This is a genomic window from Hungatella sp. (assembly GCF_046966825.1).
This window is the reverse complement of the sequence record NZ_JBKVCZ010000028.1, coordinates 1-22062: the sequence shown is the minus strand read 5'-3', so window position 1 is coordinate 22062 and position 22062 is coordinate 1. Positions and strand designations below refer to the sequence as shown.

The following is a 22062-nucleotide window of genomic DNA, read 5'->3' as shown; positions in this document are numbered from 1 at the left end:
ACATACCATATTAAAAAACGTTTGAAAATACGTTACGGCAATGCTTAACATGACCTTAACTTAAAAAGTAAAATCTTGTCATAAGAACGGTTCTGATATTAATATTTTCCACCTGCCCGGCTAACTTCCGGCGTTTTACAAACCGCGCCACATATCGGTCAGAATCATTTCTGCATACCAAAAACGGACCGGAAATCACTCTGCTGATTCCGGTCCGCTATAAGAACTTAACTTGAATCGTTTTTTCCTATGACCTGTGTTTTCTCTGACCTCTGTTTTTTCTCACGCCTCGGCGTCTTCCACCGCAGGTATGAATGGTGATAGAAACGGATCCTTTTCCCTGCGGATTTTTCCTCTCGCTATCACAAAAACCTGAAATTCATTTTCCATGCCTGTTCGGTCTTCATCGTCATGCATATAGAACATGCCATAACTGCCCGGCGCCTTCGCGGCCGCATAGGTAAGGAACTCAAACAATTCTTCCACCTCCGGGTTGTGATGGTTGGCAAACAGCGTCACCTCAAGATACCACTCTCCGTCCATGGCTCCCGGCTTCAATCAATGATACTTCAGGCTTTCACATTTTCTGAAAATGGCCTCCATTATCCGGTCGAACTGGCAGTCTTCCACCGCCTCATACGTTTCACGAAATGTAATCCAGCCGTGCAATTCCAGCATAATACGATCCCCTCCTGCCTCCGTTCACTTCCGAATCCATGCCACGGTCTTTGTCAGCGCCTCTATCGTCTTTGTCTCCAGAACCACTCTGGCTCCCGCCTTCTCAGCCATGGAAAGCCGTTCCTCCAGATCAATCTCTCCATCCCCGAACGCCAGATGACAGTTCTTTCCCCTCGCATCGTGACCATGCATGTGAATCAGCCGGTCTTCATGCGCCTGATAAAAGGGAATATCCACATTTCCAGCGGCATGGCTGTGTCCAATATCCAGTGTCAGTCCGAAACACGGCTGCTGCAATAAAAGTTCCAGTGCCCGCTTCTCATGTTCCATAAATCCTTCCGTATTCTCAACCGCCATGTGTATAGCCGTGTCACCGACTGCGCCCCGGCACATCTCTCCAAATTCCGCAATATGTTTCCGATACTCCTCTTCATACCGCTTAAACAGATATTCCTTTCTGCCCGGCAGCGTGAGATAGATTCCCTTTGCAAGGTGCATATTGATCACAGGCGTTCCAATGGCCTTCGCCAGTTCGATTGTCTCTACAGCAGTCTCCAGATACGCCTGCCGGACTTTGGGGTTAAAATCACAGACATTCAGATTCTCATCCAGATGAATCGTAAAATACAGATGCTCCTGATCCATGATCCACCGCAGCCGGTCTGCCTGGAGTTCCGGCAGCTGACACTGAGGAAAATTCATATTCAGTTCTATAAAATCCAGTCCCAAATGGCTGCACAGCCGGGCACACTCCTCCAGAGTGTCCGTCTCCATTAAAAACGGCATACCATACTCCATATCCGCTCCTCCTGCCGATGTACCGGCTTCCCTATTCAAATGTCTGTATCACTTCAATCTCACCCACAATATGACGGTTAAACTCAGCAAGCTCCTCCGCTGGTATCCAATATTCCATGTGATAAGACGCGCCAGCCTGATGCGGCTCAAAACGGGATATATATTCATCTTCAACCACAAATCTTGTAACATACCCTTTAAAACCAGAGTTCGCATCCTTCGTATTCCATCTTCCTGCGATTTCCCCCGCATAACGGGCGTTAAGCACAGGATAGAAAATCGGCTGCTCCGGCAGTCTGGGCGGAAAGCTTCTCCAGCCCGCCTGTTTAATCAGTTCTAACTCCTTTTCGCCCACAGGCCTGAATAATTCCATACTCTTTTACCTATCCTCTCTGATCTGGATGTCTCTCTTAGTCATTCTTATAACAAAACAAACCGATGTATCCGGAATGGTGAAACATCCAGACACGCTTCATTGGAAAACTGATAATTATGGCGTCTGTATCAAAAAACAGTTCCGAGAATATACGCTGATGGCAGCTCACAAGCTTTTCCATTTTCTCCGCCTGTAGACGAAATGGTCCAAACCCGTCTTTATAACAGATATCCGTGATGACATACAGTTCCCCGGCCGGCTCGCACAGCCCGGTTAAACGTAAATACAATTCTTCGTCACTTAACCCTTCGTAATCCGGAACCGGTATCATGGCCGTTCCAGGGACATTGATATCATCTACTCCAAATTTCATTCGGCAGACCGCCCCATCCAGTTCCTCCCGAAATCGCTCCCTCACTTCATGCCAGGTCTCTATCTGATACAGCATCCCGCAGCTTAGTCTTTCGCTCTCTTTCACTTCTTTCCTTGCTTTTGCCTTCATTGCTTCTCTATTCGAGACATCTTCTACCTCTATTTCCTTACAGTAGAACCGGATATCTCCCTCCTCGAAGTCAAAAATATAAAAATTACGCCGGTCACCGAAGGCGTGATCCTCGCTGCATTCGATCTCAAACCCGCTGATTTCCGTAGACTGTGCCAGAAAGAAGGATGTGACATCACGAAAAAGAAGTGTCACGCGGTATTCCTGATCCTGCGACTCCATAACCAGCCGGAGATTCTGTATTTCCCACCACTCCTCATAATCGTAATCGCCATAAAGATACAGCGAATGAATTTTACTCAAGCAGTTCCAGCCATAAAACTCCGGCTTGAGCCCCAGTAATTTTTCTATGCCCTTTATTTTATGAAATGTTTCTCCAAAAGTCATGAGTAAATGCGGTGCCTCCTCTCCATGCCGCAGTCCTCTGCGATGCTGTCCATTTCTCACCCTATCTCATCCAGTTTAGCATGGATGACAGAAGGTTTCAACACATCGTTCAGAAACCAGTTTGGGATTCTTTATCATATTTATGCGGCAGTAATATTCGATTCTATCCAGGTAAGGCTACATAAAATAAAGAAGCCTGGAGAAATATTCTGTCTTCTCCAGGCTCTTTTTATCCGCTTAATAAATCTTTTTAATAATTCAGGTTCAGCTTCGCTTAAAACGTCAGCTTAAGCTTAAGTCCAATTTATTACCATTTGATTTTCTGCCAATCCCCAGCTTCCAGTTTCCGATTAAACACAGTACACCGTGCAGTTACACCTCACCTACGTCCCGGACGCCCTCCATATATCGTTTTAACCTTTCTGAATCAGAATATTTGTTTCCACAATTCTGCTGAATCTCAACTGCGACCTCATGTGCGGTGCCATCATTGATTACATACTCTAAATTGATATTTTTCCTATCCTTCATACAATAATCTGATCCTTTCTTGTTCTAAATTAATACGAGTTCTAAATTAATATGAGTTCCAATTAATACGAGTTCTAATTAATATAAGTTCTATTCACTACAAGATATGTTGGTATTTTACACGAAACTGACAGTTTTTTGAACATACCGAAAGTACCATTTCATAATCTGCTGGAATTTTCAGCACTCCATTTTAGGTATTTTTTACTACATAATAGTGTTTTTCTATTGTCATCATAATCAAACCGTGGTATACTAAAAACACATTCTATATGTAAATTCATTTCCATTAAATCACTCATGTATATCTGGCACATCTGCCGGCAATTCCATGATAAAACCTGTAAGAAACAGTTTATTTTAGAAAGGGATGGTGGTTTGGCCAGACAGGATTTTTATATAAAAAAACTGCTGCAGGACCGGGCCCGTTTTGCGGACCTGTATAATGCCGAGATCTTTCACGGAAAGCAGATTCTAAAAGCAGAACTGCTGTCGCCGGTATCTTTGGAATCCGGAATCGTCATAACAGACCGCAATGGCAGACGGCAAACGATACAAAGACGTCGTGATATTGCGATGAAAGCCTCCTTAGGAGCCTGCTTTATCGCAGCGTGCTGCGAGGCTCAGGGAGAGGTACACTACGGTATGCCTGTCCGGGTTCTGACTTATGATGCGCTGGATTATACGGAACAGCTTACGGATATTCAAAAAGAACACAGGAAAAAGAAAGATCTTACAAAAAGTCCGGAGTTTTTATCCGGTATCACCCGCCAGGATAAACTCGTCCCCATACTCACACTGGTACTCTACTGCGGAAAAAATTCATGGGATGGTCCCAAAAGTCTCAGCGATATGCTGGATTTAAGCGGACCCAGAGAGTGTATTCCAGATCTTCTCGCCGCCCTCCCCGACTATCGCATCAATCTCGTCGATATCCGAAACATCAAAAACCTGGAGCATTACAAAACAGGTTTACAACAGGTCTTTGGTATGTTAAAATATAGTACAGATAAGAGTAAATTTTACAACTATATCACGTTAAACCATGACCAGATATGCCAGCTGGACGATGACGCCCTGACGGCAGTTATGGGCCTTTTGGGAGAAAACCGACGGCTGATGAGGCTCTTGGCCGCTCCCGGACGAGAGGAGGAGTATACCATGTGTAAGGCAATCGATGATCTGATTGCAGATGGAAAGAAGGAAGGCGAACTCCGTATGGCCAGCCTTATCTCCATCCTTTTAAAAGAGAACCGCCTGGATTTAATCGCGCAGATCACGGGGAATGAATCGCTGCGCAGACAGCTGTTCCAACATTACCATCTGTAAAAGAAAGGAGCTGCGGCCACATATCTCCGGCCGCAGCTCCTTTCGGAAATGCTTTTTATGTACACATCATTCTTTCCGTATCTCTTTAAGTCTCCGATGTCTTCCTCACATTCGTCTCCAACAGCCGGTTAAACCCAAGCCAGCCATTGTTATCTCCAGCGCCCTTTAATACCTCGATCATGGTCTCCATCTTCGCATCGGTATTATCCGCGAAGTTTAATGCCAGCGCTTCCAAAAGGGCCGGTTTCTTCGGTGAACCGTATTCCAGTTCTCCGTGGTGTGCCAGAATACAGTGCTTCAGCTCTGTGGCCGCCTTCACCGGGAAATCCGGAATTGTACGAATCCGCTCAGATACCATCTCCGTACCGATGATGATATGGCCCAGAAGCTGGCCGTCATCCGTGTAATCATTTTCCGGAAAAACAGAGAGTTCCTTCGTCTTACCCAGATCGTGAAACATGGCAGCCGTGAGCAGCAAGTCGCGGTTGATCAGCGGATAGTAGCCTGCGTAATAGTCGCACAGCTTGACAACACTCAATGTATGTTCCAGAAGGCCTCCCACAAATCCGTGATGGACGCTTTTGGCCGCAGAGTGGAACTGAAACGCCTTTGCAAAAGCCTTGTCTTCCACGAAGAAGCTTTCAGCCAATTTTCGATAATATGGTGTCCGGATGGATTTGATAAATCCGGTCAGTTCCTCATACATCTCACCGATGTTTTTGGAGGACACAGGGAGATAGTCTCCCGGTATATATTCGCTTTCTTCCGCTTTTCTGACACGCTTCACATTCAGCTGGTTGGAATTCTGGAACATGGTCACATCCGCGTCAATATAGACGTAGTCCATGGTCTCGAAATTCCCTACTCCCGGCGAATTTAAGTCCCAGATCTTTGCATCGATGGTACCGGTCTTATCCTGTAAAATTAAATTTCCGTATTCTTTGCCGGCTTTGGTCAGGGCAATCTGCTTGTTCTTGCATAAGTATACATCCGATATATGCAGCCCTTCCCGAAATGTTTCTATATATCTCATTGCTCTCCTCCATATCCTTTTATAAGCGCCACAGAAGCCAGTACTGCTTTGCATCAACCACTGTTCCGCAGACAACGGCACAGTGGTTGATGCAAAGCAGTACTGGAAAGCTTATCTGGCTCCTATGGTTATCTGATATTCAATCTCTTTATATTCATCTCTGCCGCTTCTGAGTACTGTTACCGGCAGAACCTCTCCCGGTGTCGCCGCTTCCAGCTTCACCTGGAAATCCTTCATGGTTACGATACTCTCACCGCCCATGACCGTGATAATATCTCCGCACTGGATGCCTGCGTTATAAGCAGGACTGTCTGCATTCACATCCACCACATAGACACCGAGCGGCATGCCGCTCTCGTTCATGATCGCGCTGACTTCCTGTCCCTTGATGCCAAAGTATGGAAATGCATTGCCATTGCTCATCTTCTCCAGAATGCTCTTATAATCAGAGATTGCCATGGCAACGGTCATATCTTCACTGCCCTCGCTCTTATATTCATCTGTCACCCAGCCAATGATCTGACCGGCCGTGTTCATGAGAAATGTTCCGGTTCCTGCATTACTCTTTAAATCGGAGTATATGATACGGGTCATTCCATCCGTCATCTGAACATTCTTCGCGATATAGGATACAGCGCCATAGCCGGTAGAATGCACCATGCCTGCCGGCCCGCCGATTGCGATAACCAGATCGCCCTGTTTCACGGAATAAGAATTCCCCAGTTCAATCGCCTTGACCTCTTCTAAAAGCGCCCTTCCCAGTTCCGCAGTCGGAACGCTTACAATCGCCATGCCCGACAGCTTATCAGTCTGTCTGATCGTTCCCTGAACCTCCGTTCCGTCTGAAAATGCCACACGGATAGAATCTGCCGCCTCTACTGCGCCTTCCGGTGTCAGCACCAAAAGTTCTTCATTGGCTGAAGAGATAACTGCCCCAGCAAAAAGGCCTGAATTCTCGACCGGATTATTAAACCAGTCTGTCTGTGTCTTAACGGAATGGACCGTCACGATTCCTTTATCCGCTTTTAATGAAACGGCTCTCAAATTCCCGTACAGGGTATTCAAATCATCTATGCTGAACGGATACTTTTTCATCGCTGACTCCAAAAGATCCTCAATAGGCTCGGACTCCTTCGTCGTAGCCTGAGTAGTCTCGGGCTCTTCCGCCGCTGTCGTATCCGGGTCATCTTTCGGGATTGTTACCGGAGTAGTCTCCCTTGTGGTTTCTTTACCAAGGTATTTTTCCGCCACCGGCCTGGAAACAACAAAAGTAACTGCAGCAACGATTCCGAAAAGGGCCGCAGTTAATAAAAGGGCAATCGCCCTTCTCATGATCTCTCTCTTTGTTCTGGGCTGTCTCACAATTTTCTCGCTGATAAAACGGCGCGGTTCCGTCTTTTTATCATCTGGCCCGCTTTTATCCGGCATACACACCCTCCTTTGCAGAAGACCTAAACCTATTATACGTTTCTTCTCTGTTTTATGCAAGGAAAAGATAAGAAACGCAGTGAACTGCACCAATATGCTGGTATAGAATCTTGAATTTGAGGGACACTGATGGTATCACATGAAAAATTATCCAAGGAGGACTTTACATTGAACGATTTAAAAAACAGCGAGACAGTCAAGAATCTGATGCGTGCGTTTGCAGGCGAGAGCCAGGCCAGAAACCGCTATACCTTTGCAGCCAGCCAGGCGAAAAAAGAGGGACTTCCTGTCATCCAGGCCGTATTTTCCTATACAGCAGGCCAGGAGAAAGAGCATGCGGAGATCTTTTATAATTACCTCAAGGACTTAAAGGGCGAGACCATTTTTATCGATGGCGGTTATCCTGTGGATTTATACGATCAGACCGTTGATTTATTAAAGGCCGCACGCCACAATGAGTATGAGGAATATCAGGACGTTTATAAGAATTTCGCAGAGGTGGCGAAGCAGGAGGGCTTCCTCCAGATCAGTTCTTCCTTCTCCCTGATTTCCGAGATCGAGAAAGTACATGGAGACCGCTTCCAGATGTTTGCCGATTACATGGAGCAGAACAGACTCTTTGTATCCGATGTGGAAACCGGATGGCTCTGCTTAAACTGCGGCCACATCCAGCACGGCTTTGAGGCCCCGAAGGCCTGTCCGGTCTGCCATCATGAACAGGGATATTTCGTACGCGTGGAGCTCTCACCATTTCTCAAGTAAAATCCCCGTCGTAAACGGGAGTATCACTTCCTGAAGCGGGATTTTCTGACTCACGGTTTCACTGGTATATTTCTCGTTGCTGTATCAAAACTAAGGGATTTATTTGATTGCAGGCCGTACTGTGTTTATGATATACTGTAATCATTACCGCCCATATGGGCGTCTGCCAGAAATTAGTCTGCCATTGTCTGATATTAGTTAGAAACAGAGAAAGGGAATCATGAATCAGAAAGCATTAAGAACGTTAGAATACGATAAAATTATAGCTCAGCTGGTGGAGTACGCTTCCTGTGAATCGGGAAAAGAACTCTGCCGCAAGCTGATACCTTCCATCGACTACGATGAGATCGTCACCGCTCAGCGGGAAACTACCGACGCGGTGACCAGGGTACGCCAGAAAGGCGGCATTTCATTCGGAGGCGTCAAAGATATCCGCGCCTCCTTAAAACGGCTGGAGGTGGGGAGTTCACTCGGTATCGTGGAGCTTCTCTCCGTCAGCGCCTTACTTACTACCGCGGCCCGCGCCAAATCATATGGACGGCATGAGGATTCCGAGCTTCCGGAGGATTCGCTGGAACAGCTTTTTTCCGTACTGGAACCTCTGACCCCGGTAAATACGGAGATCAAGCGCTGCATCCTTTCCGAGGAAGAGGTCAGCGACGACGCCAGCCCGGGTCTCCACCACGTCCGGCGTTCCATGAAGAACATTCATGATAAGATTCACACGCAGCTGAATTCTATCCTGAATTCCAACAGAACTTACTTACAGGACGCAGTCATCACCATGCGTGACGGAAGATACTGTCTCCCCGTCAAATCCGAACACAAATCCAATGTCCCAGGCATGGTTCACGACCAGTCTGCCACCGGTTCCACTCTTTTCATCGAACCCATGGCAATCTTAAAGCTGAACAACGACCTGCGCGCTCTGGAAATACAGGAACAGAAGGAAATCGAGATGGTACTGGCCGATTTAAGCAATCAGCTGGTCCCGTATCAGGACGAATTGCTGGCCGATTTCCAGGTTCTCACAAAACTGGACTTCATCTTTGCAAAAGCGGCGCTCTCCCGGCACTATCAGGCCAGCGAGCCGCGTTTTAATAAGAAGGGCGTCATCCACATCAAGGATGGCCGCCATCCGCTTTTAGACCCGTCAAGGGTCGTTCCCATCACCGTGCATCTGGGAAGGGATTTCGATCTGCTGGTCGTCACAGGCCCCAACACGGGCGGTAAAACCGTCTCCTTGAAGACCGTCGGATTATTTACACTGATCGGACAGGCCGGTCTCCATATACCGGCTTTCGACGGCTCGGAGCTTTCCGTTTTTGATGAAGTGTTTGCAGATATCGGAGATGAACAGAGTATTGAGCAGAGCCTCAGCACCTTCTCCGCCCATATGACCAATATCGTACAGATTCTCGGTCAGGCCGACAGCCGCTCACTCTGCCTTTTCGACGAGCTGGGGGCTGGAACGGATCCGACCGAGGGCGCGGCGCTTGCCATCGCTATCCTGTCATTTTTACACAACATGAAATGCCGTACCATGGCGACTACTCACTACAGCGAACTGAAGGTCTTTGCCCTGACCACGCCGGGCGTTGAAAACGCCTGCTGTGAATTTAATGTGGAGACGCTGCAGCCCACCTACCGTCTTCTGATCGGTGTCCCGGGCAAGAGCAACGCCTTCGCCATCTCATCGAAGCTGGGGCTTCCCGATTACATTATCGAGGATGCGAAGACCCACCTGGAGGCCAAGGATGAAACCTTCGAAGACCTGCTTACCCATCTGGAACAGAACCGGGTTACCATCGAAAAGGAGCGCATCCAGATTGAGTCATACAAGATGGAGGTAGAGCAGCTGAAGGCCAGGCTGACGCAGAAGGAAGAACGTCTTGACGAGCGGCGTGACAAGATGATCCACGATGCCAGAGAAGAGGCTCAGCGGATACTGCGTGACGCCAAGGATACCGCAGACCAGACGATCCGCCAGATCAACAAGCTGGCTTCCGAATCGGGTGTCGGAAAAGAGCTGGAAGCAGAGCGGGCCCGTATCCGCGGTAAATTAAAGGAAGTGGATTCCTCACTGTCCTTAAAGAACCAGGCAAAAGAGCCGCAAAAGTCCATCGATCCGAAAAAGCTGAAACTCGGCGACGGCGTGCGCGTTCTCAGTATGAACTTAAATGGAACGGTGAGTTCTCTTCCCAATCCCAAAGGGGATCTGTATGTACAGATGGGAATTCTCCGCTCTCTCGTCAATATAAGCGATCTGGAGCTGTTAAATGAGCAGTCCGTCTCAGGCCCGACTCTTGGAAGCGGCAACGGCAGGAAAAAGGCAGGAAGCGGAAGCAGTTCCACCCGTATGTCCAAGTCTCTGTCCATCTCACCGGAGGTAAATCTGATCGGTATGACTACCGACGAGGCCATTCCGGAACTGGATAAGTACTTAGACGACGCCTATCTGGCGCACCTGCCTCAGGTTCGTGTCGTACATGGGCGAGGCACTGGAGCGCTCAAGAATGCGGTCCATAAGCACTTGAAAAAACTGAAATACGTCAAAGATTTCCGGCTGGGTGTATTCGGCGAAGGGGATTCCGGCGTAACGATCGTCACTTTTAAATAGGAATCTATTGCTGTTCCCGGCCCCGCCGTCCTTTGCTTCCCGGTCTGTCCCGGCCCCGGCTGGCTCATGCGGCCTTTCCAGTTCCGGTTTCGGGTATAAGCACTTCTAAACGTGCAGAATTTTTCTAAAAACCAGAGGAAATCCCCAAACTCGCTGCGCTCAAACAGGTGGGGATTTTCTCTGAACGAAAAATTTTGCGCGTTAAGAATTGCTAATACCCTGCAAAGTCACAGGAAAGGCCGCATGAGCCAGCCGGGGCCGGGACAGACCGGGAAGCAAAGGACGGCGGGGCCGGGAACAGCAAAGGGAATACTGAATACAACGCAAGGAGGATTTGGCTATGGCAGAAAAACAGAGAATATTGATCGTAGACGATGATAATAACATCGCCGAATTGATTTCTCTTTATTTGACGAAAGAATGTTTTGAAACGATGATTGTAAACGACGGTGAGGAGGCGCTCCGGGTATTTCCGGAGTTTAAACCGAATCTGGTTCTCCTCGATCTGATGCTTCCGGGTATGGATGGCTATCAGGTCTGCCGGGAAATGCGGGCTCAGTCCCCGGTTCCCATCATCATGCTGTCCGCAAAAGGTGAGGTCTTCGACAAGGTGCTGGGCCTGGAGCTGGGCGCCGATGATTATATGATCAAGCCCTTCGACTCAAAGGAACTGGTGGCCAGAGTCAAGGCGGTGCTTCGCCGTTACCAGCAGGCCGCAGTGCCGGCGGCTGCCCAGACCGACCAGCAGGGCGATTACGTGGAGTATCCTGATCTGATTGTAAACCTTACGAACTATTCCGTCATCTATATGGGCCACTCCATCGAGATGCCGCCGAAGGAACTGGAGCTGCTTTACTTCCTTGCTTCCTCACCAAACCAGGTATTTACCAGAGAGCAGCTATTAGACCACATCTGGGGATACGAATACATCGGAGATACCAGAACCGTGGATGTACATATCAAACGTCTGCGGGAAAAAATTAAGGATCACGCCAACTGGGCATTGACCACAGTGTGGGGAATTGGTTATAAATTTGAGGTAAAACGGTAGGATATTTGAGGTATAACAGCAGAATATTTGAAATATAACAGCAAAATACTTAATGGGAGGAGGCCAGGATACGGCCTTCTCCCATTCTCATTAAGTCTTTATTCCAGTCCCCGGCTTCCAATCGCCTTCATCCTTCACACTCCCATATCTTCACAAGACCACTCCTGATACCAGTAGCCTTTCGGATGCCCGCTCCAAACATATCGCACAGGGTTCGTGACATATCAACAAGACTTACGAAGCACAATCCGCGCCGACCCTGAGGGACAATATCAGGCCCTTTCATTACCATGGGAACATGAGTCAGCAAATCCAGCCCTTTCCGTATTAATCCATACTCGCCGTTGAAATCCCCATGGTCCGACACGTAAATGACAATGGTATTCTTCTCCAGATTCTCTGTCGTACTGTGGAGAGGAAAAAGCTTCTCGGGAGGAAACATGTCAAAATACGATTCGAGCACCTGATATGGGTTATGAGGCTTCACGAATGAGCCCCCAATTGTATTACTGATACACATTAAACTCACATCTTGTCTGCCATTCTAACCCAACAGGGTAATCCATGATCTCACCCCTTGATAGTTCATATTCAAAGATAGACTTGCCCGCCGGTGGAGCTATGTTTTTATTAATTGATGAAACTCATGGGTATTATGGAAAAACAAAGTAGAAACGGCGGCTCTAAAAAATCAGAGCCGCCGCATTAGAATATTGTTTCACTATATTATAAGAAGGTGGTAAAACATAACGCAGGCACCACCAAATTCCCCATTCTTTATCTGGAGCGTTCCCCCTAGTTGTTCTACTAGTTGTTTTACAATGTATAATCCAAGCCCAGAGTGGTTCCCTTCACTTAGTCGCGCTTCATCACCACGATAAAATCTTTGCGTTGCCTTTCTCAGATCTTTTGGACTAAATCCACATCCAGTATCAGAAACTTTATAGACGATTTTTTGCCCATTCATCCTAACGTCAATATCTATATGTCCACCATGTGGTGTGTATTGTAAGCTATTTGAAATAATGTTATCAAAGATGCGAGTAAGTTTGTCAGTATCTATCTGAATTTCACAATGTACCTCTGGCTGCATTATCCAAGTTAAATTGATTCCTTTTTTTATAGCTTGAAGTGTATACTCATTGACTTTTTTCTGCAAGAAATCTTTTAGATTTATAGGAGTAAGGCATAACTCCGAGCTTTTTCTTTCTAAATCAGATATATATTGCATTTGGCGCACAAGATTAGCACTTCTTTCAGTATTATCGCGGATAATAGTCAGATATTCTTTTAATTCTTCATTCCCACTGGAATTATCTTCAATCAACGCATCCGTATATCCCATAATGATAGAAAGTGGAGATTTAAGGTCATGCGCCAATGACGCAACCATTTCACTACGTTCTTGTTCCATCTTCCACTGTGTAGAGAGTGACTTTTTTAATTCGATCTGCATATCAGAAAATGCTTCACAAAGTTTTCCTAATTCATTATCCGAATGATACTCAATTTCAAAATCAAGGTTTTTATCTTTAATTTTCCTTGAGGCTTCAGCCAATAGTTGCAAAGGATAATTTATTTCTTTTGAAAATTTTTTAGAGATAATAAGTGTAAACCCGAATAAATAGATAAAAGGCGAAATTAGGGATAAGGAGAAAAAAGCTGCAACAAGCTTTCCGGCTGTATTTATAAATGTCATTTTGATTTTATAAGCCAGCAATACAGCGCCTTTAAATCCTCCATTTTCCTCAATCGGAACCGTTTTGACATAATATTTATGGCGCAAAACAGTTAAATTAATTAACTCATTAAGAAGCTCCTCTTTTGTTTCATATAGTTTTACAGGAAATGTACCATATAGAATATCACCGTTGTTATCTACTACTTGGTAAAATAGCCCATCACCTTGAATTACATCTTCTATTCCAGATTTACCAGATTGTAATAATATATTTACATTTTCAGAACGAATATATGCTTCTACAAAAGGTATCTGCTTTTCGTAAAAATTAGGAGGATATATCGTTTTATTCATAGAAAGAACTAGTAAAAAAGCAGAAAGCGCAATAGTAGTTATTGAAGCGATAATACTTAAAATTACAATCAACACAAAAGTTTGACGAAATTGAACGGCAAGTGATGTTTTTTTCATTTCCCTCCTATTGTTTATTCCATTTATATCCGATACCCCAAACTGTTGAGATTATATTTTTCTCTGGCGCAATTGCAGCAAATTTAGAACGAATTATTTTAATGCGTTCTACAACAGTTGATGAATCACCTCCCGCGTCATATCCCCATATCTTTTCGTAAATCTGTTCCCTGGAAAAGACCTGACCAGCGTGAAGCGCTAACAATTCGGTTATTTCGTATTCTCTTTTCGTTAAATCTATGCTTGTATCGTTGATTCTTACGTTTTGTCCATGCAAGTCAATAGAAAGGGAGCCAAAATACAATTTTGCACGTTTATGTTCTTCATTGATATATTGCGAGCGTTCTTCTCTGCGTAAATTTGCTTCAATACGAGCCATCAATTCGCGTAGGCCAAATGGTTTTGTAATATAGTCATCCCCTCCTAGAGTTAATCCTTTAACTTTATCAGTTTCAGACTGTCTGGCACTTAAAAAGAGTATGGGGCAAAGTACATCAGAGCGAATTGCTCTGCATACTTCAAAACCATCTATCCCTGGCATCATGATATCCAAAATAATAAGATCAGGTTGTTTCTTTGATAACCCAATGCCAGATTGACCATCATGCGCGGTCAGCACATCATGTCCTCTTGCTTTTAGTCTGTTCTCGAGCAGTGATACAAGTTCTTTTTCATCATCAATAATTAAAATTTTACTCAATGTTCTCCCCCCTTTAACTATTTTCCCACTTTCGAAACCAAAGAATTCCTAAAAGTAAAAATAAAAGTAAAGCAGCTACAACAACAACCAAGCCTACTAAAGCAGTTCTCGTTGTATTATTAATAATCTCACTTGAAGAGATTACGCCACTATTCATAATAAAATGTGTTCCCGGAAGCATCCCTAATTTTACAGGCCATGCCCACGGTATAAACATCCAAATGTTATCTCCAAGATTTGTTGTCCCGAATAATACAGCCATCAAGATACCAGCAAAACTAATTCCAATAGAAGCTCCCATTCCTCGTGCAAAACTAACCCATAAATGAAGTGCGAGTAAAGGGAGTGTTCCGGTAACAGCAAGGACGGCTGCCGACAAAAATATCATTATATTAGCGCTATCAAAAACAACATAGTTAATACCAATATATAGAACACAAACCGCTATAAATGTACATATTGCTGAGCAAAAGAACAGCAACAGAAACTTTCCTAAGTAAAGTTTGGTACGAGAGATACCACTACTTAAAAAACCATTGAAATTGCCAGCCATTTCTTCTTCGTAGACAATATAACCTGATAGAACGCCTGCTCCAACAGGTATTATCACCGCTGTCCATATTGTAAAAAAGCCTTCAAATATAAATTCTTGTGTAGTACCCTTACGAAAGGTAATATAGATTATAGCACATACTGCTACAAAAAATGGCATAAAAAAGGTAAGCCAACGAATAGCTGTTCGCTTTGTCCGAAGCCATTCTGAAACTAAAATGTTCATTACTTAACCTCTTTTCTTTCAAACCATAAAGCAGTAATAAGTGAAAAGATGAAAAATGTAAGCAACGATACAGTAATTCCCATTGGAATCACAGAAGCATTAAAAAGTGAGTCACCTGCCACTAACAAAGTGTTATTGGGATGAACGCCAATAATTGGACACATCAATCTAGTTGCCCAACTCCATGGAAATGCTATCCAATAATTTGTTGGGGCAAGGAATACCCCTAAAAGCATACCTGCAAAGCCAATCCCCATACTCATAAAGATATTTCCATATGTTGCTGCCCATAATTGAATGGAAATCAATACAAGGGAAGTAATCCAACAAGTAATTCCCCCTAAAATAATTTTATCAATTGGAACTGTTCCTCTTACAGTCAATAATCCAGATATAATTGTTACAATTATAAGAGTCATTGTTGATAGAAAACTGTAAAATCCCATGCCCACAATTTTGTTTACCCATATCATTGCAGGAGATATATTATGAGCGCGTAACGCGCGGTAATTTCCTGCTTTTTTTTCTTGAGAAGCTATTAACACTGCAAAAAGAGCAAATCCTAAAGGTAAAAATATAACTGACCACCAATTGAATATAATTGCAAGGAATGTTGACCATTCAATAGCCGTGTTATTGTTTGCCTGTGCTAAAGGGTTCTTCATCAAAATTTGAATGATACTTGCATAAATACCGAAAAAAATCGGCATGAGAATAATCAGTTTACCTGTAAAGGTTCTTCGATATTTAACAAGTTCGGATTGCAGTCCTTTCATTACCTTTTCCCTCCTTTAATAATGACATCTGTAAAAAATTCCTCCAAATCCTTATTAGGGTCGGGTGTCCCTTGAAAAAGAAGTCTGCCCCCACTAATTATACCAATATCATCCACAACCTGTGATACTTCTGATAAGTTATGACTGGAGAGTATCACGGTAATACCTTTTTGAGGAAAAGATTGTATGAGTTCCCGCAATTCTTGAATTCCAAAAGGGTCAAGACCATTTGTAGGCTCGTCTAAAATCAACAAATCCAGATTGTTTAGAAGTGCAATTGCTATCCCCAAACGCTGTTTCATCCCTAACGAGAACTGAGAAGTTCTTTTTTTTCCTGTGTCAACAAGGTCTACCGCTTCAAGAACTTCTTTAATTCGTGATTTCGGTAACCCTAGCAATTTCGTATGGACTAAGAGATTTTCTTCTGCGGTAAGGTTTCCATACAAAGCTGGAGTTTCAATTAACGCACCAATTTCTGAAAGACACTCTGCTTTCCATAACTGTCCTTTAAAATAAATTTGGCCACTTGTAGGCCGCATCAAACCTATAATCATTTTTAGTATCGTAGATTTTCCAGCACCATTCGGGCCAAGCAACCCATAGATTGTATTTCTTTTGATTTGCAGCGAAATGTTTTCTACCGCCATCTGTTGCCCATATTTTTTTGATAAATTTTTTGTTTCCAGTATTAAATCTCTCATGTGTATAGCCCTTTCCTATAAGCCAGATTTTCTTACAGGAAAAAGGTAACATACGAAAATAACAATTCTATAACGTTTCAAAAAGTTTAAATTTTAGCATACACGTTTGCAATTATATACGGTCAGTTAAGTAAATTCAAGAAGCAGCATACAAATAATATGTCTTATTTAAGCTAATATTAAGAACTGTGTTGACTGCCAAAAGGAACTGTAAAATGTAACAGGGTGATTGATTATGACAAAACGGCTATTGATCCATACAGCGACAGCTTGACACTCTGCCAGGCAGCAGGAAACAGACAGTACAAATCAAGTTTCGGAGCACGGATGCGAGACAGTATTGGAATATCATCATAAAGATTTTGATGGCATATCAAAGCTAATTCTGCAAGTAGTAAATTGGTAGTAATTTCAGTTATTTCAAATAAAATCTTTCCGTATTTTCCCTCTTTCCTCCATATCTTTCCGTTATCCACACTCTTCATTCCCTTTTTTACGTTTTCCACATCCCAGTTTACACAATTTTCAGATATTAACAATTAATCCACAGACATTTCCACATTATTGTGGATAACTTTGCCCGCCATGTCGATAAGTGGCTGAGACATTTTTTCCATCCTTTGCAACTTTTTACTTCTCTTCCACGTCTAATTCTCTGTAATTAAAAAACATCATATGGAGGATTATTATGAAGAAGAAATTATTAATCATCGCAGCTGTCCTGGTATTCGCATTATCTGCGGCCGCATGCTCATCGAAAAAGGAAGCGGCTGCCCCGACTACATCCGCAAAGACGGAAACTTCCGCCAGCGCAACCACCAGGGACGAATCCGGTGCTGCCGATTCCGGCTCCGATTCCACAGGAGATTCCCAGAGCAGCGAAGGTACTGTAACGGGAGTTGTAGAGGAAAACAAAGGCTTTATGATTACCATTGTTGCGGAAGAGGGCGAGGAAGCGTACGTCTTCCCACTGGATGAAACACAGAGTGAAGAGTACAAAGACATCAAGTCCGGAGATAAAATAGCCGTGAGCTATACCAACGGACTGCCCACCCCGGACAACCTCGATACCGTTGTCACCGATATTCAGCCTGCAAAATAAACGGATTTTCCAGAACAGAGTGAATGCTCCGCCAACCGGTTTCACTGCCGGAAGGGCGGAGCATTCGTTTTGTTCCATGAAAAGTAAATTAGTAACAGTCTTTCTCCCCGTCCGTTAAAATCCGTAGTGACTTAATGGTCAAAAAGTATTATACTTAATTTATCATATCGAATGATACCTACAGATCAATGAAAATGGAGAATCACAATGACTCATTCCCTTTATTACAAGTTTATTCTCGGCTACCTGGTATTCGGCCTTTTAGGTTTTGCCTCAATTGCCACCCTGTCTTCCCGGATGACGGAGCGCTACCTGATCCGCGAACAGGCTGATTCGCTGTACGATGAAGCCAATCAGATCGCCTCCACCTACAGCGGCATGTACCATGGAAAAGACATGGATCTGATCTCATCCTACCCTCAGCTGGTGGGATCCGCCCATTACCTCCACGCCCAGATCTGGATCATCGACCGCCAGGGAAAGATTGTGGTGGACAGCGACCAGTCAGAGCGGACCGGCCGGGTCATCGACCGCTTCGATCCCACGGCGGCCGGCAACAAGTCGTATACCATCGGCACATTCTATGACCAGTTCACCTATGATGTACTGAGTGTCCACGCCCCCATTACCGGGAATTACACGACTTACGGCTATGTGGTCATCCATATGCCGCTCTCTGTTCTGCAGAATACGAGAGATGGCATTTTGAATATTGTATACATTACACTCGCTGTGGTATTCGGCCTCTCCCTGATCATCCTTCTCGTCTTTACAAAGACGGTATACTTCCCGCTGAAAAAGATCACGGCGGGCGCCAACGAATACGCTCAGGGGAATTTAACGTACCACATTGATGTGAATACCAGAGACGAGATGGGATATTTAGCGGCCACCTTAAACTATATGTCGGATGAGCTGAACAAGATGGAGGAATACCAGAAGACATTTATCGCCAATGTGTCTCATGATTTCCGCTCCCCGCTGACCTCCATCAAAGGATACTTAGAGGCCATTCTGGATGGCACCATCCCTCCGGAGATGTATGAGAAGTATTTAACCCGGGTGATTACAGAGACCGAGCGGTTAAACAAGCTGACGCAGGGAATGCTGACGCTGAACACGCTGGACAGCAAGGGCTATTTGAACCGGACGAATTTCGACATCAACCGGGTAATCAAGGACACGGCGGCGTCCTTTGAGGGAACGTGTGAGGAGAAGAATATCAACTTCGACCTGACCTTCTCCAACAATATTCAGATGGTTTACGCCGATCTCGGGAAGATTCAGCAGGTCATGTACAACCTGATCGACAATGCCATCAAATTCAGCCACCACGATTCCACCATCTACATCCAGGCTTCCGGGAAATACGAAAAGATCTTTATCTCCGTAAAGGACACCGGAATCGGTATCCCGAAGGACAGCATAAAGAAGATATGGGAACGTTTTTACAAGTCTGATTTATCACGCGGAAAAGATAAGAAGGGAACCGGCCTTGGCCTGGCGATCGTAAAGGAGATCATCCAGTCTCACGGTGAGAACATTGATGTGGTCAGCACAGAGGGCGTTGGAACAGAATTTATATTCAGCCTTCCGAAATCTACTAATCTTTAATAAAACAGAAAAAAGGAGGGCTGAATGACTCAGCCTTCCTTTTTTCTGTTTATTTGATACCCGCTCTTATTCTATACACACTGTCATGCTTACTCTTTCCAATGCAGATGGTGCAGCTGCCCCTGCATGGTCATCTTCTCAAACCCGTTCTGTCTAAGTGCCTCATACAGCACAATCGACACCGAGTTTGACAGGTTCAGCGAGCGTATGTCTCCCCACATGGGAATCCGCACACACTGTTCCTGATTCTCCAGGAGAATATCCTCCGGAATACCGGCGCTCTCTTTCCCAAACATCAGGAAACAGTCCGGTTCATACTCCACGTCCGAATAAACATGAAGCCCCTTCGTCGTAGCCATATAAATCTTTGCTCCCGGATTCCTGTCCAGGAAATCCTGGTAATCACAGTAAACCGTCACATCCAGCTTATCCCAGTAGTCCAGTCCAGCCCTCTTGATCAGCTTGTCATTCAGTTTAAATCCCAGCGGCTCGATGAGATGAAGCTTCGTCCCCGTGGCCACACAGGTTCTTCCGATATTGCCGGTATTGGCCGGCATCTCCGGTTCCAGTAATACAACGTTCATATTGATTCTATGCCTTTCCGTCCAGTCTCTTCACAAAGCGTTCCATACGTCCCAGCGCCTCTTTTAAGCTCTTTAAAGAGTATGCATAGGAAACACGCAGATATCCCTCACCGCAGTCGCCGAACGCCGTTCCCGGAACGACAGCCACCTTCTCCTCCTGGAGCAGCCTTGTAGCGAACTCATCGGAGGTCATGCCGAAACGCTTAATGCTGGGGAATGCGTAAAATGCGCCGTTGGGCTCAAAGCATTCCAGTCCCATCTCCTTAAACGCGTTCATGAGAAAACGGCGTCTCTGGTCGTATGACTCTCTCATCATCTGCACGTCCTTGTCCCCGTCCCGCAGAGCCGCGATGGCAGCGTACTGGCTGGTGGTCGGCGCGCACATGATGGCGAACTGGTGAATCTTTAACATCTGTTCCAGAATAACAGCCGGTGCGGCCAGATAGCCGAGACGCCAGCCTGTCATGGCGTAAGCCTTGGAAAATCCGTTAATCAGCACGGTACGCTCTTTAAGGCCCGGGAAGGATGCGATGGTGGTATGCTCCATTCCATACGTCAGCTCCCCGTATATCTCATCTGTCAGCACAAAAAGATCCTTCTCGATGACGATCTCCGCGATAACAGCCAGCTCCTCCGCGGTCATTACCGCGCCGGTTGGATTGTTCGGGAACGGCAGAACGAGAATCTTCGACTTCGGGGTGATATATGAAAGCAGTTTTTCCTTTGTCAGCTTAAAGTTATCCTTTTCCTCCAGCGGAATCGGAACCGGCACACCGTTTGCCAGAATGGTACACGGCACATAGGAAACGAAACAGGGCTGCGGAATCAGCACTTCGTCGCCCGGGTCCAGCATGGCGCGCAGAGCCACGTCAATGGCCTCGCTGCCGCCCACCGTCACCATCACCTCATGGTCCGGATCGTATGTAACATCAAAGCGTCTCTTTAAGTAGCTGCTGATCTCAACCTTCAATTCCCTCAAACCGGCGTTGGACGTATAGAATGTGCGCCCTTTCTCCAGAGAATAGATTCCCTCTTCCCTGATATGCCACGGAGTCTCGAAGTCCGGTTCACCGACGCCCAGGGATATCGCGTCCTTCATTTCACTTACAATGTCAAAAAATTTACGGATTCCTGATGGCGGAATCTCTACGATTCTTTCAGATAATGGATTTCTCACGGGGTAATCAACATCCTTTCATCCTGCGCCTCTTCTTCGAGTACGGTGCCATGATCCTTGTATTTTTTAAGTACAAAGTGAGTTGCTGTGCTTAATACGGATTCCATCGGAGAGAGCTTCTCTGAGACAAACTGTGCTACCTGTCTCATGGTTCTTCCCTCGATAAATACGGTAAAGTCATATGCGCCTGACATCAGATAAACTGATTCTACCTCGCTGTACTGATAGATGCGCTCCGCAATCTTGTCGAATCCCATGCCTCTCTGCGGCGTTACCTTAACTTCGATTAAGGCAACCACTTTTTCATCACTGGTATTGTCCCAGTTAATCAGGGTATGGTAACCGCAGATGATATGCTCTTTTTCCATCTCGGCGATCTCATTGGCGACCGCGGCCTCACTTTCCCCTAAAAGAACCGCCAGATCCTTCAAGTCGATTCTGCTGTTTTTTTCAATAACCGCCAATATCTTCTCTCTCATAACCTTACCTCCTGATTAAAATGATTTATTATAATGATTGCTTATAATACTTTATGAATCTCATCCTCCGCGGGCCGGTCTAAGTAACCGGAGCTTTCTCCGTGGCGGATGATTCTTCCGATGCCTTCCGTCACCCGTCCAATCACCGCAGCGTGGATTCCTTCCCGTTCCAGGGCCAGAACCATCTCACCGCCGTTGTCTGTGACAAAGAGCAGGCAGCCGTCCGAATAAAGCCTGTACGGGTTTAAATCGTACCGCTCGCAGACCTCAATTGTCTCCTGTTTGACAGGAATCTGGCGCAGTGAAAATTCGATGCCCGTCATGTATGCCCCGGATAAATTCCAGAGGGCGGAAAGTATTCCGCCCTCCCCTGCCGGTTCACACTCCGTGGCTCCCAATGCCTTCCACCGTTCCAGATTCCCACTCAGTGTTCCATCTTCATTTTCCATAATCCGGTCTAAATAGCTTTCCGTAAACCATGTAAGCAGTTCTCCGTGCTTCTGC

22 protein-coding genes are annotated in these 22062 nt (G+C 45.4%); 6 read left to right on the top strand and 16 right to left on the bottom strand.

The window, feature by feature from the left end; translation table 11 throughout:
- Positions 1-282: 282 nt before the first annotated feature.
- The 4 genes from ACLTD4_RS11255 to ACLTD4_RS11240 all read right to left on the bottom strand — a co-directional run bounded on the left by ACLTD4_RS11255 (position 283) and on the right by ACLTD4_RS11240 (position 2741).
- Positions 283-543, bottom strand: a complete 261-nt coding sequence (locus ACLTD4_RS11255; protein WP_147335869.1) for an Imm7 family immunity protein — start codon at positions 541-543, stop codon at positions 283-285.
- A gap of 159 nt (positions 544-702) precedes the next feature.
- Complete coding sequence (locus ACLTD4_RS11250) at positions 703-1476, bottom strand: sugar phosphate isomerase/epimerase family protein (RefSeq protein WP_117621202.1); 774 nt, start codon at positions 1474-1476, stop codon at positions 703-705.
- 31 nt (positions 1477-1507) lie between these two features.
- A complete protein-coding gene (locus tag ACLTD4_RS11245; protein ID WP_055657805.1) occupies positions 1508-1849 on the bottom strand; it encodes a hypothetical protein in 342 nt (113 codons plus the stop codon).
- A gap of 37 nt (positions 1850-1886) precedes the next feature.
- Positions 1887-2741 (bottom strand): hypothetical protein, encoded by an 855-nt coding sequence (locus ACLTD4_RS11240; RefSeq protein ID WP_117621203.1) that lies wholly within the window; start codon positions 2739-2741, stop codon positions 1887-1889.
- A gap of 909 nt (positions 2742-3650) precedes the next feature.
- On the opposite strand from ACLTD4_RS11240, the gene ACLTD4_RS11235 reads away from it, so the two are divergent.
- Positions 3651-4601: an Rpn family recombination-promoting nuclease/putative transposase gene (locus tag ACLTD4_RS11235; protein ID WP_117621204.1), complete on the top strand. Its 951-nt coding sequence runs from the start codon at positions 3651-3653 to the stop codon at positions 4599-4601.
- 85 nt (positions 4602-4686) lie between these two features.
- Here ACLTD4_RS11235 and ACLTD4_RS11230 read toward each other — a convergent pair whose 3' ends face one another.
- Together ACLTD4_RS11230 and ACLTD4_RS11225 are read right to left on the bottom strand one after the other, a co-directional pair.
- Positions 4687-5634, bottom strand: a complete 948-nt coding sequence (locus ACLTD4_RS11230; RefSeq protein WP_002601928.1) for a 3'-5' exoribonuclease YhaM family protein — start codon at positions 5632-5634, stop codon at positions 4687-4689.
- A 111-nt stretch (positions 5635-5745) separates the two neighbouring features.
- On the bottom strand, positions 5746-7062 hold the full coding sequence (locus ACLTD4_RS11225) for a S1C family serine protease (protein WP_117633842.1): 1317 nt from the start codon (positions 7060-7062) through the stop codon (positions 5746-5748).
- 168 nt (positions 7063-7230) lie between these two features.
- On the opposite strand from ACLTD4_RS11225, the gene rbr reads away from it, so the two are divergent.
- From rbr to ACLTD4_RS11210, 3 genes are all read left to right on the top strand, one after another.
- Complete coding sequence (gene rbr, locus ACLTD4_RS11220) at positions 7231-7824, top strand: rubrerythrin (RefSeq protein ID WP_242353185.1); 594 nt, start codon at positions 7231-7233, stop codon at positions 7822-7824.
- A 220-nt stretch (positions 7825-8044) separates the two neighbouring features.
- The gene (locus ACLTD4_RS11215; RefSeq protein ID WP_117621207.1) at positions 8045-10444 is read left to right on the top strand and encodes an endonuclease MutS2; all 2400 of its coding nucleotides are present in this window, start codon (positions 8045-8047) and stop codon (positions 10442-10444) included.
- Positions 10445-10784: 340 nt separating this feature from the next.
- Positions 10785-11495, top strand: a complete 711-nt coding sequence (locus ACLTD4_RS11210; protein WP_002601932.1) for a response regulator transcription factor — start codon at positions 10785-10787, stop codon at positions 11493-11495.
- 127 nt (positions 11496-11622) lie between these two features.
- Here the strand turns inward: ACLTD4_RS11210 and ACLTD4_RS11205 are convergent, their stop codons facing one another.
- The 6 genes from ACLTD4_RS11205 to ACLTD4_RS11180 form a co-directional block, all read right to left on the bottom strand.
- Positions 11623-11982, bottom strand: a complete 360-nt coding sequence (locus ACLTD4_RS11205) for a sulfatase-like hydrolase/transferase (RefSeq protein ID WP_207660902.1) — start codon at positions 11980-11982, stop codon at positions 11623-11625.
- A 234-nt stretch (positions 11983-12216) separates the two neighbouring features.
- The gene (locus tag ACLTD4_RS11200) at positions 12217-13647 is read right to left on the bottom strand and encodes a sensor histidine kinase (RefSeq protein WP_117624225.1); all 1431 of its coding nucleotides are present in this window, start codon (positions 13645-13647) and stop codon (positions 12217-12219) included.
- 7 nt (positions 13648-13654) lie between these two features.
- Complete coding sequence (locus ACLTD4_RS11195) at positions 13655-14347, bottom strand: response regulator transcription factor (protein ID WP_055657817.1); 693 nt, start codon at positions 14345-14347, stop codon at positions 13655-13657.
- 13 nt (positions 14348-14360) lie between these two features.
- Positions 14361-15125, bottom strand: a complete 765-nt coding sequence (locus ACLTD4_RS11190) for a lantibiotic immunity ABC transporter MutG family permease subunit (protein WP_117624224.1) — start codon at positions 15123-15125, stop codon at positions 14361-14363.
- The gene (locus ACLTD4_RS11185) at positions 15125-15901 is read right to left on the bottom strand and encodes a lantibiotic immunity ABC transporter MutE/EpiE family permease subunit (RefSeq protein WP_117624223.1); all 777 of its coding nucleotides are present in this window, start codon (positions 15899-15901) and stop codon (positions 15125-15127) included. The genes ACLTD4_RS11190 and ACLTD4_RS11185 overlap by 1 nt, the downstream gene beginning before the upstream one ends.
- Entirely contained in the window at positions 15901-16602 is a 702-nt protein-coding gene (locus ACLTD4_RS11180; RefSeq protein WP_055657824.1) for a lantibiotic protection ABC transporter ATP-binding protein, read from the bottom strand. The genes ACLTD4_RS11185 and ACLTD4_RS11180 overlap by 1 nt, the downstream gene beginning before the upstream one ends.
- 688 nt (positions 16603-17290) lie before the next feature.
- On the opposite strand from ACLTD4_RS11180, the gene ACLTD4_RS11175 reads away from it, so the two are divergent.
- Entirely contained in the window at positions 17291-17704 is a 414-nt protein-coding gene (locus ACLTD4_RS11175; RefSeq protein WP_055657828.1) for a hypothetical protein, read from the top strand.
- A gap of 207 nt (positions 17705-17911) precedes the next feature.
- Entirely contained in the window at positions 17912-19318 is a 1407-nt protein-coding gene (locus ACLTD4_RS11170) for a sensor histidine kinase (protein ID WP_002601948.1), read from the top strand.
- A gap of 89 nt (positions 19319-19407) precedes the next feature.
- Here the strand turns inward: ACLTD4_RS11170 and trmL are convergent, their stop codons facing one another.
- From trmL to ACLTD4_RS11150, 4 genes are all read right to left on the bottom strand, one after another.
- Positions 19408-19902 carry a tRNA (uridine(34)/cytosine(34)/5-carboxymethylaminomethyluridine(34)-2'-O)-methyltransferase TrmL gene (trmL, locus tag ACLTD4_RS11165; RefSeq protein WP_002601949.1) on the bottom strand — a complete coding sequence of 165 codons (495 nt, stop codon included), beginning with the start codon at positions 19900-19902 and terminating at the stop codon, positions 19408-19410.
- A gap of 7 nt (positions 19903-19909) precedes the next feature.
- Complete coding sequence (locus ACLTD4_RS11160) at positions 19910-21079, bottom strand: aminotransferase class I/II-fold pyridoxal phosphate-dependent enzyme (RefSeq protein WP_002601950.1); 1170 nt, start codon at positions 21077-21079, stop codon at positions 19910-19912.
- Complete coding sequence (locus ACLTD4_RS11155; protein ID WP_055657830.1) at positions 21076-21558, bottom strand: Lrp/AsnC family transcriptional regulator; 483 nt, start codon at positions 21556-21558, stop codon at positions 21076-21078. Before ACLTD4_RS11155 ends, ACLTD4_RS11160 begins: the two co-directional genes overlap by 4 nt.
- A 41-nt stretch (positions 21559-21599) precedes the next feature.
- Positions 21600-22062, bottom strand: a 463-nt coding sequence (locus tag ACLTD4_RS11150) for an AIR synthase-related protein (RefSeq protein ID WP_412331314.1), incomplete at its 5' end; no start/stop codon positions are given.

Bases quoted from the DNA above. Each gene is read 5' to 3' on its own strand.
- ACLTD4_RS11185 (WP_117624223.1), bottom strand. From the start codon at position 15,901: ATGAAAGGACTGCAATCCGAACTTGTTAAATATCGAAGAACCTTTACA.
- ACLTD4_RS11240 (WP_117621203.1), bottom strand. From the start codon at position 2,741: ATGACTTTTGGAGAAACATTTCATAAAATAAAGGGCATAGAAAAATTA.
- ACLTD4_RS11215 (WP_117621207.1), top strand. From the start codon at position 8,045: ATGAATCAGAAAGCATTAAGAACGTTAGAATACGATAAAATTATAGCT.
- ACLTD4_RS11175 (WP_055657828.1), top strand. From the start codon at position 17,291: ATGAAGAAGAAATTATTAATCATCGCAGCTGTCCTGGTATTCGCATTA.
- ACLTD4_RS11155 (WP_055657830.1), bottom strand. From the start codon at position 21,558: ATGAGAGAGAAGATATTGGCGGTTATTGAAAAAAACAGCAGAATCGAC.
- ACLTD4_RS11255 (WP_147335869.1), bottom strand. From the start codon at position 543: ATGGACGGAGAGTGGTATCTTGAGGTGACGCTGTTTGCCAACCATCAC.
- ACLTD4_RS11210 (WP_002601932.1), top strand. From the start codon at position 10,785: ATGGCAGAAAAACAGAGAATATTGATCGTAGACGATGATAATAACATC.
- ACLTD4_RS11225 (WP_117633842.1), bottom strand. From the start codon at position 7,062: ATGCCGGATAAAAGCGGGCCAGATGATAAAAAGACGGAACCGCGCCGT.
- ACLTD4_RS11180 (WP_055657824.1), bottom strand. From the start codon at position 16,602: ATGAGAGATTTAATACTGGAAACAAAAAATTTATCAAAAAAATATGGG.
- ACLTD4_RS11170 (WP_002601948.1), top strand. From the start codon at position 17,912: ATGACTCATTCCCTTTATTACAAGTTTATTCTCGGCTACCTGGTATTC.
- ACLTD4_RS11200 (WP_117624225.1), bottom strand. From the start codon at position 13,647: ATGAAAAAAACATCACTTGCCGTTCAATTTCGTCAAACTTTTGTGTTG.
- ACLTD4_RS11230 (WP_002601928.1), bottom strand. From the start codon at position 5,634: ATGAGATATATAGAAACATTTCGGGAAGGGCTGCATATATCGGATGTA.
- ACLTD4_RS11190 (WP_117624224.1), bottom strand. From the start codon at position 15,125: ATGAACATTTTAGTTTCAGAATGGCTTCGGACAAAGCGAACAGCTATT.
- ACLTD4_RS11250 (WP_117621202.1), bottom strand. From the start codon at position 1,476: ATGGAGTATGGTATGCCGTTTTTAATGGAGACGGACACTCTGGAGGAG.
- trmL (WP_002601949.1), bottom strand. From the start codon at position 19,902: ATGAACGTTGTATTACTGGAACCGGAGATGCCGGCCAATACCGGCAAT.
- ACLTD4_RS11245 (WP_055657805.1), bottom strand. From the start codon at position 1,849: ATGGAATTATTCAGGCCTGTGGGCGAAAAGGAGTTAGAACTGATTAAA.